The 15,175-nt window shown below is 33.6% G+C and carries 14 protein-coding genes; 3 read left to right on the plus strand and 11 right to left on the minus strand.

Annotated elements, in window-relative coordinates; translation table 11 throughout:
- Positions 1–5 precede the first annotated feature (5 nt).
- From HP569_RS10290 to ezrA, 3 genes are all read right to left on the minus strand, one after another.
- On the minus strand, positions 6–1,145 hold the full coding sequence (locus tag HP569_RS10290; RefSeq protein WP_182201090.1) for a cysteine desulfurase family protein: 1,140 nt from the start codon (positions 1,143–1,145) through the stop codon (positions 6–8).
- 168 nt (positions 1,146–1,313) lie between these two features.
- A complete protein-coding gene (locus HP569_RS10295; protein ID WP_182201091.1) occupies positions 1,314–1,640 on the minus strand; it encodes a hypothetical protein in 327 nt (108 codons plus the stop codon).
- A gap of 16 nt (positions 1,641–1,656) precedes the next feature.
- Complete coding sequence (ezrA, locus tag HP569_RS10300) at positions 1,657–3,351, minus strand: septation ring formation regulator EzrA (RefSeq protein ID WP_182201092.1); 1,695 nt, start codon at positions 3,349–3,351, stop codon at positions 1,657–1,659.
- 363 nt (positions 3,352–3,714) lie between these two features.
- Here ezrA and HP569_RS10305 point away from each other — a divergent pair, with 363 nt between their 5' ends.
- Positions 3,715–4,194 carry a GAF domain-containing protein gene (locus HP569_RS10305; protein WP_182201093.1) on the plus strand — a complete coding sequence of 160 codons (480 nt, stop codon included), beginning with the start codon at positions 3,715–3,717 and terminating at the stop codon, positions 4,192–4,194.
- 76 nt (positions 4,195–4,270) lie between these two features.
- On the opposite strand, the gene HP569_RS10310 is transcribed toward HP569_RS10305, so the two are convergent.
- On the minus strand, positions 4,271–5,773 hold the full coding sequence (locus HP569_RS10310) for a sensor domain-containing diguanylate cyclase (RefSeq protein ID WP_182201094.1): 1,503 nt from the start codon (positions 5,771–5,773) through the stop codon (positions 4,271–4,273).
- 374 nt (positions 5,774–6,147) lie between these two features.
- Between HP569_RS10310 and rpsD the strand changes: the two genes are divergently transcribed.
- Entirely contained in the window at positions 6,148–6,750 is a 603-nt protein-coding gene (gene rpsD / locus HP569_RS10315) for a 30S ribosomal protein S4 (protein WP_182201095.1), read from the plus strand.
- 247 nt (positions 6,751–6,997) lie between these two features.
- Here rpsD and HP569_RS10320 read toward each other — a convergent pair whose 3' ends face one another.
- The 6 genes from HP569_RS10320 to HP569_RS10345 form a co-directional block, all read right to left on the minus strand.
- Positions 6,998–8,035, minus strand: coding sequence for a LacI family DNA-binding transcriptional regulator (locus HP569_RS10320; protein ID WP_246367104.1), 1,038 nt, complete (start codon positions 8,033–8,035; stop codon positions 6,998–7,000).
- 318 nt (positions 8,036–8,353) lie between these two features.
- Positions 8,354–9,112 carry a glucose 1-dehydrogenase gene (locus tag HP569_RS10325; RefSeq protein WP_182201096.1) on the minus strand — a complete coding sequence of 253 codons (759 nt, stop codon included), beginning with the start codon at positions 9,110–9,112 and terminating at the stop codon, positions 8,354–8,356.
- A gap of 194 nt (positions 9,113–9,306) precedes the next feature.
- Positions 9,307–9,615, minus strand: a complete 309-nt coding sequence (locus tag HP569_RS10330) for a PTS sugar transporter subunit IIA (RefSeq protein WP_182201097.1) — start codon at positions 9,613–9,615, stop codon at positions 9,307–9,309.
- 11 nt (positions 9,616–9,626) lie between these two features.
- Complete coding sequence (locus tag HP569_RS10335) at positions 9,627–9,944, minus strand: PTS sugar transporter subunit IIB (RefSeq protein WP_182201098.1); 318 nt, start codon at positions 9,942–9,944, stop codon at positions 9,627–9,629.
- Between the two features lie 11 nt (positions 9,945–9,955).
- A complete protein-coding gene (locus tag HP569_RS10340; RefSeq protein WP_182201099.1) occupies positions 9,956–10,855 on the minus strand; it encodes a DUF7916 family protein in 900 nt (299 codons plus the stop codon).
- Between the two features lie 32 nt (positions 10,856–10,887).
- Positions 10,888–12,171 (minus strand): PTS sugar transporter subunit IIC, encoded by a 1,284-nt coding sequence (locus tag HP569_RS10345; protein ID WP_246367106.1) that lies wholly within the window; start codon positions 12,169–12,171, stop codon positions 10,888–10,890.
- Between the two features lie 221 nt (positions 12,172–12,392).
- On the opposite strand from HP569_RS10345, the gene HP569_RS10350 reads away from it, so the two are divergent.
- Positions 12,393–13,580 carry an ROK family transcriptional regulator gene (locus HP569_RS10350; RefSeq protein ID WP_182201100.1) on the plus strand — a complete coding sequence of 396 codons (1,188 nt, stop codon included), beginning with the start codon at positions 12,393–12,395 and terminating at the stop codon, positions 13,578–13,580.
- A 52-nt stretch (positions 13,581–13,632) separates the two neighbouring features.
- On the opposite strand, the gene ahpF is transcribed toward HP569_RS10350, so the two are convergent.
- A complete protein-coding gene (gene ahpF, locus HP569_RS10355) occupies positions 13,633–15,165 on the minus strand; it encodes an alkyl hydroperoxide reductase subunit F (protein WP_182201101.1) in 1,533 nt (510 codons plus the stop codon).
- Positions 15,166–15,175 lie beyond the last annotated feature (10 nt).

Raw genomic sequence — 15,175 nt, forward strand, 5'->3', positions numbered from 1 at the left:
AGTTTCTACCCCATTACTAAACTTAGTTGTTTTGTTACCTTTCGTAAAGAACGACAAAATAATTCAACCTCTTCGTGTGTGTTTTCATATGAAAAGCTTACTCGAAGACCTGACTTTGCAATTTCGGTTGACATATCCATTGCGCGTAAAACAGCACTCTCGTCAGGTTTTTTTGATGAGCAGGCTGATTTCGTCGAGATAAAAATGTCTCTTTCACCAAGTGCATGAATAATTACTTCTGGTTTATAACCAGGTATAGAAAAATTTAAAATATGCGGAGCTTGATTTTCTATTGTATTAAAGTGAATATGCGGTAAATCATTCAAAGATTTACGCATCAATTTATTTAATTCATTCAAATAATTTTTATTATTTTTTTGCTTCTCATTAATTATGCGCATCGCTTTTACAAGAGACACAATACCTGCAACATTTTCCGTACCTGAGCGATAGTTATTTTGTTGTGCACCACCGTCAAACAACGAAAATAAATGAACACTGTTTCTTATATATAATAAACCTGTACCTTTTAATCCATGAATTTTGTGACCAGAGATTGTACATAGATCTATTCCACTATCAATAAGGGTTAATGGAACTTTACCAAAACCTTGTACGTGATCAACATGAAAAAAAGTTTTTTTACGATGTTTAATTAACTTCGCTATCTTTTCGATTGGTTGAATTGATCCGACCTCATTATTAACATGCATCACACTAACAAGAATGGTATCATCTCGTAACGCTGCTTCCAATTCATCAACATTAACGATACCGGTTTTATCGACAGGTAAATAAGTTACATCAAAACCAATTTCCTCTAATGATTTACATGCTTCAAGTACAGAAGGATGTTCAATTGTCGTTGTAATAATATGTTTGCCCTTGTTTTGATGAGCTAATGCGATGCCCTTGATCGCCATATTATTTCCTTCTGTTCCTCCAGATGTGAAAACCACCTCGCTTGCCTCAACATTTAAAATAGAAGCAGCTTGTTCATGGGCCTTTCTAAGTAATTTTTCCGCTTCAAAACCAAAGCGATGAATAGATGATGGATTACCATAGTATCGCTGTGATACTTCTTGAAAACTTTGTAACACATTAGCATACGGTCTTGTCGTTGCGCTATTATCAAAGTAGATCATTTTATGTCTCCTTATTCTCGTTTATGCAATGCATTATGTTAACACAGAACGAGGATAATAAAAAGGAGTCTACGCAAAATAATCACATATTTCTTTTTACTATCACATTTTTGTCATTATTAATTAAAAATCCCTTACTATAAATGCAGTAAGGGATTTAATAAGACACTAATGAATATTTAATTCGCTTAATAATTTATCAATTGGCATGGGGTTATCTTTTTCCATTTCATACATAATTGCTTGTGTTTGATCATCATTCTTTGATGTTTGTTCATTCGCACCATCATTAAGTGCGACTGTTTGTTGTTTGTTATCATTTTCTTTCCAATCTACAAATTGCTCTGAACCATATTCTAGTTTACTTTTTTGAAAAGCAATTCCAGCATGATCAACCGCTTTATTCGCTTCAGTTTGTCCAACAAGCAATACAAAAAACAACAACCATACCATTATTGATGATGCAGCTAAGCTAATTATTAAACCTTTTTTCAATCTTATTCAACCTACCTTAAGTGGTGATATCCACAAATTCTTTTAATCGTAGCAATGCACCTGGCTCAATTTCTTCAAGTGCATTAGCAGCGGTGTCCAGTGCTTGCTCATACTCATAATTTCTAAATTTTGTTTCGGCTTCTTGTAATTTCGTTGCCAACAATGGATATTTACTGCGATAACGGTTTGCGTATTGTATGACACGTTCTACTAGGTAAGCCTGTTCAATCATTGCATCACTTTGGTTAACTAATGTGTTTACTGTATTTTCTGCCTCTGATAAAGCATGCATTACTTCGCCCATATCTAATGGTTGCTTTTCTAGTTTTTCAATGACTGCATCACTTCTATCTGTTGCTTCATCAACTAAATTCCATAAATAAGATGGAACTCCTGGTAAATTACTGTTTTGAAGTTTTTTATTCGTGTCAAACAACTGTCGTTTTAGGTTCACAACCTTTTCTCTTGCTTCTATTTCATCTTTTCGAATCGTTTGTAGTTGCTCTTTAAATTCCTTATGAGAATGATGTAATTGTTCTAAATCATCTTTCGTTGATTTCAATTGATTCTTTAGTGTGACATATGTCTGTGATTCACTTTCTAAATCCAGCTCTATTTGAGCAATTTGTTTCTCAAGCTGGTGTATCCATTTGTCTAAATTAGCATATAATTCTAAATCATTTTCTTCTAAGTAATAAGTTTGTTGTAATAAATCTACCTCTTCATTTGTCTCTTTAAAATCAGTAATTGCACTTGCAAGAGTAGATTTCACACTATTTATATGACTTTCAATATAGCTTTTAGCTTTTGCTTCTTCTTCAAGCATTTCATAAACCTCGGTTAACCTATCTTCAATTGCTTGAATCAATTCATAAACATGATACATTTCTAGATCTTCGAGTTGCTTAACACTTACAGCCAGCTGATCTAAGTAGTTATTTAATTCTTTTTCTAAACCTAAGTGCTCAATACGATACCCTTCATCTTTCATTTGATTTATTCCTGCTAATAAATCTTTTATTTGATCGGGCAATTCTGTTTTGCACTTTTTATAAATCACCGGAAATTCTTCTAACTTTTCTGCTACTTCGTCTACTGAGTCAGTAAGTTGAACCACTAAATCTTTTGCTTCATAATAATTCCCTTGTTCTACTTCCTCTTGATATCTTTCTAATAATTGTTGAAGCTCTATGATTTGAGCTTCAAACTTTGGCTCTGCTTCTCCATAAAGATATCGATTTTGCAGTAATGAATGACGTAATTCTTTAATGCGAGGCTGTATCTCTTCAATCTGTTTTCGACTTTGCTTCTCAGAATCAAGTAAGTCATCTAATTCTTTAAACATTTTCTCAATTAGCTCTTCAATGTTTTGCAAAATAGTTTCTACTTCTTTAAGATTTTTCTTAGCTGTTGAAATACGAAAACGATCTGCTGCTTCTTCCGCATCTAATAAATATTCTTCAATATCAGGTAAATCTCTTGTTAAAATTTGATCCCACGTACTTTTCCAAGCTTCGAACTTATCTTGTGTTTCACCAGATAAATTCAAGCTTTTTACACGTTGAAGCTCGCCAGTCACATTACGATTCATAATATCCATTTTCCAGCTTTCATGCTGATCTACTGCATCATATATCTTTTTTCTTAAAATTAATCCAATAATTATTATTACAATTAATACTAGAATTCCACCAATGATATAGCCAACCACGCGAATCCTCCTCAACCGAAACCGATCTATTCTATTTGTTATCATTTAATTATTCATTTGTTTTAAAATAAATGAATAAATATAGTCACTTTTAACTCGAACATTTTAATTATTATGTATTATTACTATAATATCATGTTCACGCAATTTTTTGCTAAAAAAAATCAAAATTATTAACAGAATGACAAATTTCTTCTTTAAAAGATGCTTATTTCCTTTTTTAATTTACAAATTTATATTCTTTGCTGTAAAATTTTATTTTAGTCTATAAAAAAATATACTTTTATTCGAAGCATTTGTCTATTGTTTCTATCGGTTTTATGCCATAATCTTTTTAGGAAATTCAATGAAGGAGGGATCCTTATGTTTCATAAGGAATTATATACATCAACGAGAGAAGACAATTACCAGTTGGTTATTAAACAGTTAGATGCATTGTTGGATGGAGAAACAGATAGAATTGCTAATTTATCCAATGCATCCGCACTCTTAAATCAGTTTTTATCTGATATTAATTGGGTAGGCTTTTATGTATTAAAGGAAGATGAACTAGTGTTAGGTCCTTTTCAAGGGTTACCAGCATGTGTACGAATCCCTGTAGGAAAAGGCGTATGTGGAACGGCAGTAAGCAAGAGAGAAACACAGTTAGTTTCAGATGTTAATCAATTTCCTGGCCATATTGCTTGTGATGCAGCAAGCCAATCAGAAATTGTTATCCCTATTATTATAGATGATCAAGTGTTTGGTGTACTAGACATTGACAGCCCAAACAAAAACACTTTTGATGAAGTGGATCAGGAGTGTTTAGAACAGTTTGTTGAAGTATTGAAAAAGCATATCTAAGTTTATATTTTAAAAATGTAATCCTTAAGATCAGAAAGCGTTTGGTCTCAAACGCTTTCTGGTTAAAATTTCTATTTCAAGTTACTTTTGCAACGCCGTTCTTGCCTAAACGCTTTGCTTCGTACAAAGAACGATCTGCTCGATCAAATATTCCACACATACTTTCTCGATTATCTCGATGCCAATATGCAATTCCTACTGAAACCGTAATTAACGGATCGGTTTGTTCCTCAATTTGAATGACAAGTTGTGATGCAACACGCATTCCATCTTCAATATTTACTTCAGGAAGATATACAGCCAACTCTTCTCCTCCCCACCTTGCCGCAAAACCTATATCCATAATGTTCTTTTGAATGATATTGGCTACCTGAATAATTAATGAGTCGCCTACCTCATGTCCATACGTATCATTCACTTTTTTAAAGTCATCTATATCAAGTAATAAAAAAACTCCTTGCTTACCTGATTGTAGATGCGCTTCACATTTTTCATCTAAATATCTTCTGGAATACAATTTCGTAAGATAATCTGTTATTACCGATAGCTCCAACTGCTCTCGCAAACTAGAATTTGCAAATGCTAATGTCGAATGATGAACGATAGATTGAATAAGTTTGAAGTCATTAAACGAGAAAAAGTTAGGTTGATGATGTGTCAGGATAATAACTCCATTTATATGTTCAGATTGTATCATAGGTATAATCATGATAGATCGAAGCTCGACCGTACATTCAGGATATTTTTTTGAAAAATCACCTAAAAAAATTGCTTCCTTTTCAGATTGAATCTCTGGGAATATTTTATTTTCAAACCATTTGAGTGAAGTGTTCAAGAAGTATGGAGAAGACTCCCGTAACAAATTAAAGTTCTCTTCTTCATCGAACAAAATAAAAGCAACATCTTCCACTTGAAATGATTTAATCAACTGCTCTTTTAAATAATTCGCAGTATCTGATAACCTTAAACTTGCATTTAACTGATGTGTAATATCATTAATTAACTGCAAATCTAATATAAGTTGTGTAGATTGTTGGTATAATTGAGCATTTTCTAACGCATTTCCTGCTGTATCCGCTAAAAAGCGAATAAAATCTATCGTATCTGACGAGAATTCAATGATTTTATCCACTTCTATTTGGAGCACACCATAAATCCCTTGCTTTCCACGTAATGGGGCATACAACCTTGTTCTATTTTTTAAACTGTTTTGATCAATTTTTATTTCTCCAGTTGAAAAAGATTGGACGCTCAGTTTATGAGCAAATTCTTCATTATAGATTAATTCTTTTGCAGGTAACTCATCATTGTTGATGTTTGTAGATAAAAATAATTGACAAGCAAAATTAGGATACGTAGATTGGATTGTATTAAGTATTTCAGATAACACATCGCTTGGATTCATTGTTGAATATATTTTTTTAGTAACATGGTACATTAACTCATACTTATTTTTATGTTCAAATGATTTAACTGGATCTTTCTTATTATATAGATCATGCTCTCTCGGTGTTGTGGATAACGCATTATCGGAAAATGAAGTTGTTACCGCAATATTTTCTTGTTTTTCGTACCCCATCCGTATCTCCACCTAGCATTATTATTTAGACTTCTAAAACTTTTTCCTCTATATATGGTAATTATATTATACCATACAATATTTGAATTTTTGTTATTACACTACCAAATTGTAGTTCTTTTTTCACACTAAATTACTTTATCCTCTTAACTATTGACTTAAGTACTAAAAAAACATATAATATACTTTGTGTAAAAAAGGTAGCCTATGTGAACCACCGGCTGACCATTCTGTTCCTTATATTAAGAAATATAAGGTGTATCGTGTAACTCTCTGCTGCTGGAGCGATGGTACATGAAAACAAAATGGCTGACGATCATGGAACGCACTGTCTTATTTTATGCAAATCTATTATATAAAGGAGAAGATGTACAATGGCTCGCTATACAGGTCCTGTATGGAAAAAGTCTCGTCGTCTCGGAATTTCATTAACTGGTACTGGTAAGGAGTTAGACAAACGCCCTTACGCACCTGGACAACATGGTCCAAACCAACGTAAAAAGCTTTCAGAATATGGTCTACAAATGCAAGAGAAGCAAAAACTTCGCTTCATGTATGGTGTTAACGAACGCCAATTCCGTAACCTATTTGATAAAGCTGGTAAAATGAAAGGTATTCATGGTGAAACATTCATGATTCTATTAGAATCTCGTTTAGATAACCTTGTATACCGTCTAGGTCTTGCGCGTACGCGTAGACAAGCTCGTCAATTGGTAAACCACGGACATATCACTGTAGACGGAGGTCGTGTTGACATTCCTTCTTACAGCGTAAAACCTGGTCAAGTAATTGGTTTGCGTGAAAAATCAGCAAATCTTAACATTGTGAAAGAAGCGGTTGAAGCTAACCCATTCGTTCCAGAATATGTTTCATTTGACGAAGAAAAACTTGAAGGTACATTCACTCGCTTACCAGAGCGTTCTGAACTACCTGCTGAAATCAACGAAGCACTTATCGTTGAATTCTACTCTCGTTAATCGGGATAGACTAATCAAGAAATCCAAAAAGGTCTTAAAACATTTTTATATCAATGTTTTAAGACCTTTTTTGTTGTTTTGAAATAGAACAGATACCTCAAAAACTAAATTCAAGTCAATAATATAGTCATAAATTATATATGATAAAGGAAAACTAAATAGATTCGCTTAACAATATGGATGACCAAATCCATTTAGTTTTCTATCATACTTATACGCTTTAGCCCAGACTTATTTCACTCTAATCTTATAACATAATCTCTTCATGACTTAATTCACGAACACTATCATGTTTAATTAATTTAGTTGTCAAACAAATTTCTTCGTATGGTTTCTCAGGTTCTTTTATTCTTGAGATTAATAAACTAAATCCGTGCTGTGCTAAATCTGTTACGCTTTTCCTAATTGATGTTAATTGCAAACCAATTAAACAAGAGTTTATTGTCTCATCATAGCTGACCACAGAGATATCTTCTGGTACTTTTTTATTTAGTTGATTTAATAATTTTAAGAAACCTAGTGTCATCATATCATTTATGATAAACACTGCCGTTACGTCCGTATCCAAAAGCTTTCTTCCAGCTTGATAGCCACATTCTTCTTGATAATACCCTTCAACAATATAATCAGGCGATATCTCATAATTATGCTCATTCATTGCTTTCATATAACCATTCAACCTAAGATTTACGTTAGTTGAATTAGAAAAATTAGCAATAAACCCAATCTTTTTATGCCCCATCTCAATTAAATGTTTTACTGCTTGATAAGCCCCTTGTTCATTAGCAAAAGTAATTTTATCACAATGATATTTTAAAAAAGAACGCTCTAACATAACATAAGGAATAGGTAGTTGCTCTAATTTTTCAATAAGTTTTGTATTATCTTGATAAGCTTCAAAACTAGGAATGATAAATATACCGTCTACTGACCGAGTTAGTAAAAAATGTAATAATTTCAAATCTTGTTCGTATTTATTATTTGTATTTGAGACTATTAATGTATATCCTTCTTTTCTACAAGCCTGTTCTAATTTTTTAGCCAATGAAGAATAAAATGGATTCCCTATATCAGGTAAAATCAAACCTAACATTCTTGTTTCTTTTTTAACCAAACCTCTTGCTAGTTGATTCGCCGTATAGTTATGTTCTCGTGCTATGTGTTTAATTAACTGCTTCTTTTTCGGTGAGATTCTATTAGGCCTATTGTTTAGGACTAATGATACTGTGGTAACAGAGACATTTGCCTTTTCCGCGATGTCTTTCAATGTAATTTTCATAATCATAAGCCTACCTTCAGAAAAATAGTAAAGTAGCATACTCCCAATAGTAATTATTTCACAAATACCAAAAAATATAAAGTGATTTGACTAACAATTAGTGATTTAATTACTTTTAAACTATTATTTAATTAATTGCATTTATGTATGCTGTCTAAAAACCATTGTTTAAACATTACAGAATCTAATTGAATACATACTTTAGTATTATTCGGTTAACTAATCATTGGACGATATTATATTATAACAATTTATAAAAAGAAGATGATGCATTATAAAACAAACATCATCTTCTTTACTCTTAATATATAAAACTATTAAAATTTAATAAGCACTCCAGCCATTATCAGCGGCCAACACGACACCATTAATTGAAGAAGATTCATCACTTGCTAAGAATACAGCGATATTTGAGATATCTTCTACTGATAACGCACCACCCATTAAACTCACACCTCTGACAGCAAGGTCCATTCCTTCTTTATCAACATTTGCAAAAGAGCTTGTTAAGTTTGTTTTTACTTGAGAAGGTGCAATTGCGTTTGCTCGAACACCTTGTTGTCCATAATGAGAAGCAACGTTTTTCGTCATACCAGCAACAGCGTGTTTAGCTGCTGTATAAGTCAAACCTGCTCTACCACCAGTTAGTGCAGCTAATGAAGCCATATTAACAATCGTCCCTCCACCTTGTGCAACAAAAGTAGGTATAATTTTTCTCATTGTGCGCATAACACCGCCAACGTTTATATCCATTACTCGATTCCAAACTGCATCTTCTACATTCGCAGCTGCTTGTATATTATCTAAGACACCTGCATTGTTCACCAGCACATCTACCTTACCAAATTTCTCCACTGTTTCATCTACCATTTTCTGTACATCTTCTTCTTTAGCCACGTTAACATTGATACCGATTACATCTGCATTAGCTGCTTTTAACTCTTCTACAGTTTTTTCTAGCGCTTCTTGATCAAAATCAGCAATCACAATTTTAGCACCTTCGTTAGCAAAACGTGTTGCAATTGCTTTTCCAATTCCATTACCACTACCAGTAACAATAGCTACTTTTTCATTTAAACGCATAATAAAAACCTCCTAAAATGATATGTAATCTCTCACTTTCTATTTTAATATTATTAGAAGACTAAAGCAACGAATAAACCTATATCTATTAATTTATAAAACCTTAAGTCTCTTAAATAGATTATCTATACGTAATACCACATAAAAAATCGACAAAACACGAAATAAATTCGTACTTTGCCGATTAATATATTTTATTTCTTATGCAATGCAATAATTTCTTTTGCTAAGTCTGTGAAAGTCATGCTTGTCATTAAGTGATCCTGTGCATGAACCATAAGCAACGATACTTCAGTTTTTTCACCTTGCGCTTCTTTTGTTAAGAGATCTGTTTGAGCATGATGCGCTTCAACAAAATCAGCTTCTGCTTTTTTAATATTATCATCTGCTATTTTAAACTCTCCAGCTTTAGCAGCCTTGATTGCTTCCATTGCATTACTTTTAGCATTACCACTGTGCATGATTATTCCCATAATCGTTTGCATGATTGCTTCATTTTCCATCATTAACACCCTTATTTCATTAAAGTTTCTGCAAGATTTAATACATTCTCACCATTCATCATTCCATAATCAGCCATAGGGATAACATCTACTGGAATACTCAATTTTTCAGTTTTTGTTTTAAATTCATCTAGCATAAAGCGAACTTGAGGCCCTAACAAAATAACATCTACTTGCTTTTCTGCTAGATAACTATCTGCTTCTGAAGCTGACAATGCAAATATAATGTGATCACGGTCTGTCTCTTCAGAAAAGTTTTTCATCTTATTTACTAAAAGACTTGTACTCATTCCAGCTGCACACACTAACATAATATTTTTATTTTTCATTTTTTCACCTCTTATCTATTGATTGATCGTGCTACTCGAGATACGGCGTGACGCATTCCACGTAGCGCCTTACTCATTGCAAAAATATTTTCTACTGGAGCAACACCACCATAACCGGCATCTCCTATATGTTGCATATCTACACCACAAATCTTGTTCTGAATGGCTATTTGTTTGATTGTATCTTCATCAGAACTCTCCTGACTTGTTCCGATTGCAGTCATAACTAATCCACCATGCTGATGCACTGTTCCTACAATTTCCGTTAATAATTCCGCATTAAATCCTGGCACAGTTCCAACCGCTGGAACTAAAATAATATCTGCACCATTGTCTAGAAATCTTTTCACTTGATCAGAAGTTACAACAGGTTCGTTCACTCCTGCACCATGCATTTTACCAGCAATAATTAATCCAGAGAAGTTCTCCTTTGCTAACTTAATTGCAGATTCAATTTCTTTATTACTAACACCTGTTCCAGGGTTGCCTGTTAAGCAAACAAAATCCATTCCTAAAGTATCGATATGTTGAAGCGTTTTTAAAGATGCTTGTCGTCCTTCTGCGATAGATAATGTATCTTCGTTCATTTCTGCTGCTGTGTCAACCGGCTCTAAATTAACTCCAATTGGACTGCCTGTTAATCGATGTAATTCTTGAACAAAAGATGTTGGCGTATGATCTAATCCAAAGATTTCTGGATGGATTACATCGACACCATTTAATAAGATAAGATCTGCTCCGAATGCTTTTGCGATTTCTGCATTTGTAATATCACCTATAAATGATTCTCTAGGCGCTACATTTTCAGAAACTACTACTCGCCCCTCACTTGCTTTAATACTCAACTTTAATTCTTCTTTAGACATCGATAAAATTTCTGATGCATTTGCACTTATAAGTCGCTTTACCATGATGTTCTCCCCTCTTATTCCTAAAAATTATATTATTTTTTATCTAATGATTCTTGCGCTTTAAATCTTTTTTCAACAGCTAAAACAAATGGTAAGTATAATAAAATATCAATAGCGATTAATACGATCTGTAATACAGATGCACTGATACTTCCTGTCGCTAAAACACCACTAAGAATTGGAGGCATCGTCCATGATGGTGCTGTATACGTAAGTGGTACTAATCCTGAAAGCATTGCAAAATATCCGATAATTAAGTTTGCAATAGGTGCTAAAATAAAAGGTATGATTAGCAGTACATTTAAGACAACAGGAACACCAAACATGGTCGGTTCATTAATATTAAACAAGCCCGGCACAACAGTGATTGGGGCCAATACTTTTGATTGGCGACTGGCGTGTTTCTTCTTTGCTAGATAACCTAAAGCAATTACTAGACCGATTGTAGCTCCGCCACCACCGATATATACGAAGTTATCCATAAAAGCTGTTGTGAAAATATGTTGTAATTCTTCACTTGCTTGATATGCAGCTCTGTTTTCATCAAGATTTGACAACCATAAGGGTTGCATCACTGAGTTTACAATATTTCCACCGTGAATTCCTACAAACCAAAATAAACTATTTAAAGCTACAAGAATTGATACACCAAACACATTATTACCCAACAGACCTAATGGTTTGCCTAAAATTACTTGAGCTAAATCATGAATATGTGGCAATGTAAATGTATCAAGTATGCCATAAACAAATAACCAAAATACGATAATTACTGCTCCAGGTATGATTGCACTAAAACTTTTTGATACTGCAGGTGGTACACTATCTGGCATTTTAATTTGAACGTTATGATTAATAAACCATTGATAAATATATCCATTTGTAAGACCTAGAATAATTGCAACAAATAAACCACGTGCCGCCATGTATGTTGTTGGCATTCCTGCTCCAGCTTCTGATGCAACAAACGGAGTTACAGTAATAAAAGCGGCTAATGATACAATACCAGATGCTACCCCATCCACTTTATATTGCTTGGTTAAACTATAGGCTATTGCAAAACTTGCAATTAAACCAATTAGACCAAAACTACTGTCTACACCTTTCCAAAGATACCCTGCGACTCCTATATCTCCAAGGAAAGCTTCCCAACCTGGGACAGGAAAGCTCGCAATTACCATTAGTATAGAACCAATAATAATTAATGGCATTGCCATTGTAATCCCATCTCGAATGGCAATTAGAAACTTATTATTACCAATCTTACTAGCAAAGGGCATTAACTTTTCTTGCAATAACTGATTTACATTTTTCACTTGAATCCTCCCCTTCCGCCTTTTGTTTATTTTTTATAAACAAACAAAGGAATTAAGTTGTTATATTAGTATAATTAATTATTTTTTATAACTAATTACAGTGTAATTATAAACTAGACCTGAAAACGGTGTCAATCTTTTTTTAATTTAATTAATTAATTATTATTTATTATTAATGTATGATATGCTTTAGACAGTATACATTTAGGAGGATACAAAAAGTGTCTTTAACGAAAAAACAACAACAAATTATTGCAACTATATTAGATAAAATATATGCAGAACGCCCTATTTCACGAATAGATATTGCAAAGCACACCGGGATCACTCCTGCAACAGTTAGTTCTGTTACTGCTGATCTTATTCAAAATAAGCATATAGAAGAATTAGGAGAAACAAAGGAACAATTAAAAGCGGGGAGAAAAAAAATACTATTAGACATCCCAAAGCGGCAGTATTATTATATCGGTTCTGAAATCTCTCAATCACGTTTCACATTCGTTTTAACTGATAATACCGGTGAAGTCATTTATAAAAAAAAGATGTCTAATTCTACGACATTATCCACCAATTCTGTTGAGGATTATATTGATGCATTAAGTTCTTTCATAGAAGAGATCGAGCAAAATGTAGAGGCAATTGGAGTAAGTTTACCTGGTCACTATAATCAAGAGAACCCTGACTATATTTTGACAAATAATCCATGCTGGAAAACATTTGATTTAAAAAAATTAAAACAATCATTTTCAGTACCGATTTATTTTGAGAATAACGTAAATGCTATGGCGTTAGCAAAACGACTGTTATCCGATGAAATTCACTCAGACAATTTCATTTATTTCCATGTAGGCCACGGCATGCATTATTCGTATATGTTTAAAAAACAATTATATAGTAAAGATAATTTTTTAATTGGAGAAATCGGACATACTATTGTAAATCCAGACGGGGAACTTTGTGAGTGTGGTAAATATGGATGTCTACAAACATATGCTAGTGAAACATGGTTAATGAAAAAAGCCAAACTATTACACGAGAAAAGTAGCAGTACATTCCTTCGAGAGTTTACAAATGACGCAAATGCATTAACTTTAGATCAACTACTTGATGCATCAGAGCTAGGAGACCGAGCAGTAACAGCACTACTTCATCAAGCAACGAAATATTTAGCTGTTTCTCTTACTAATTTAAATATGATGATTGATGCTAAAAAAGTATTTGTTCATGGTAAATTATTTAAAAACAAACAACTTATTAATTTACTAAGAGAGCACCTCGCAGCAAAGCCTTTACTTCAAGGGTTCGAGCATAAACAAGAGATTTCAATTGAGTCTTACGATTCCTTCAATGGAGCAGTTGGTGGTGTAGCTGTTGCCTTAACCTATCATTTAATCGCATTTCCTAGTTAAAGCAAAAAGACATTAATGAGATAGACTCACTAATGTCTTTTTTTTACATTATCTAGTTACGAATTAAATAGTCAAACGCGCCTAGTGATGCAGCCGCACCGGTTCCCATAGAAATGATAATTTGCTTATAAGGTGAATCAGTACAATCACCTGCTGCAAAAACGCCTGGTAAACTTGTAGCACCGCGTTTATCAATAACTATTTCACCCATACGATTTCTTTCAACAGTATCGCCTAGCCACTCTGTATTTGGCACAAGACCTATCTGCACAAATACACCCGCTAGTTCTATGTGATGCGACTCATTTGTGTCACGATCTAAATAGCTAATACCGTTTACTTTTTCATCACCAGTAATTTCGGTGGTTTGAGCGTTCTTAATAACAGTTACGTTTGGTAAGCTATAAAGTCTTTCTTGTAGAACTGCATCTGCTTTTAATTCAGGTAAGAATTCAAGTACAGTGACATGCTTTACAATACCTGCAAGATCAATTGCAGCTTCAATTCCTGAATTACCGCCACCAATAACTGCTACATCTTTTCCTTCAAACAATGGTCCATCACAATGCGGACAATAAGCTACACCTTTATTTCTAAACTCCTGTTCACCAGGTACACCAACGTTACGCCAACGTGCACCGGTAGAAAGGATAACAGTCTTACTTTGTAAAGTCGCTCCATTTTCCAGCTCTAACTCAAAAAGATCTTTCTTTGACAGTTTACTTACTTGCTGAAGCTTCATCACGTCAATATCATAATCATTTACATGCGCTTCAACATTAGCCATTAATTTAGGACCTTCTGTGTAAGTGTTACTAATAAAGTTTTCGATGCCTAACGTGTCCATTACTTGACCACCGAAGCGTTCAGCAACGATTCCTGTACGAATACCTTTTCTAGCTGCATAAATAGCCGCACTCGCACCAGCAGGTCCACCACCAACAACTAGGACATCAAATGGATCTTTTTCTGTTAATTCAGACGGATCTGGACCATCAGCAATTTGAGATAAAATTTCTTCAAGTGACATTCGTCCACCACCGAAGAACTCACCATCAAGATAGACAGCAGGAACAGCCATCACATTTTTTTGCTCTACTTCTGCTTTATATGCAGCTCCATCAATCATGGTATGAGTAATATTTGGATTAATTACACTCATAACATTTAATGCCTGCACGACATCTGGACAGTTGTGACAACTTAAGCTAACATATGTTTCAAAACGAAATTCGCCTTTAATATTAATACCTTTAATTTGATTAATTACCTCTTCGTCCACTTTTGGTGGGCGCCCACTTACTTGTAAAAGAGCAAGCACTAACGAAGTAAATTCATGACCTAAAGGAATACCAGCAAAAGTAATACCAGTATCTTCGTTCAAACGATTCACACTAAAGCTTGGTGTGCGTTCTAATTGTGTTTCTTGAACTGTTATTTTAGCAGACATATCAGCGATTTCATTAACTAGTTCTTTCATTTCTTTTGAGATATCATCATCAGCCAAACTAGCTTTAATAACAATATCATTTTCCATTAATTCTAGATATCCAGCAAGTTGCTGCTTAATGTCTTGATCTAACATATTTATCGCA

The sequence above is a fragment of the Paraliobacillus salinarum genome (assembly GCF_014083865.1).
Taxonomy (GTDB): domain Bacteria; phylum Bacillota; class Bacilli; order Bacillales; family Amphibacillaceae; genus Paraliobacillus; species Paraliobacillus salinarum.

What these genes read in the sequence shown, in the direction of transcription:
- HP569_RS10290 (WP_182201090.1), bottom strand. Translation starts at nt 1,145, where the DNA reads ATGATCTACTTTGATAATAGCGCAACGACAAGACCGTATGCTAATGTG.
- HP569_RS10305 (WP_182201093.1), top strand. Translation starts at nt 3,715, where the DNA reads ATGTTTCATAAGGAATTATATACATCAACGAGAGAAGACAATTACCAG.
- HP569_RS10310 (WP_182201094.1), bottom strand. Translation starts at nt 5,773, where the DNA reads ATGGGGTACGAAAAACAAGAAAATATTGCGGTAACAACTTCATTTTCC.
- rpsD (WP_182201095.1), top strand. Translation starts at nt 6,148, where the DNA reads ATGGCTCGCTATACAGGTCCTGTATGGAAAAAGTCTCGTCGTCTCGGA.
- HP569_RS10320 (WP_246367104.1), bottom strand. Translation starts at nt 8,035, where the DNA reads ATGATTATGAAAATTACATTGAAAGACATCGCGGAAAAGGCAAATGTC.
- HP569_RS10325 (WP_182201096.1), bottom strand. Translation starts at nt 9,112, where the DNA reads ATGCGTTTAAATGAAAAAGTAGCTATTGTTACTGGTAGTGGTAATGGA.
- HP569_RS10330 (WP_182201097.1), bottom strand. Translation starts at nt 9,615, where the DNA reads ATGGAAAATGAAGCAATCATGCAAACGATTATGGGAATAATCATGCAC.
- HP569_RS10335 (WP_182201098.1), bottom strand. Translation starts at nt 9,944, where the DNA reads ATGAAAAATAAAAATATTATGTTAGTGTGTGCAGCTGGAATGAGTACA.
- HP569_RS10340 (WP_182201099.1), bottom strand. Translation starts at nt 10,855, where the DNA reads ATGGTAAAGCGACTTATAAGTGCAAATGCATCAGAAATTTTATCGATG.
- ahpF (WP_182201101.1), bottom strand. Translation starts at nt 15,165, where the DNA reads ATGTTAGATCAAGACATTAAGCAGCAACTTGCTGGATATCTAGAATTA.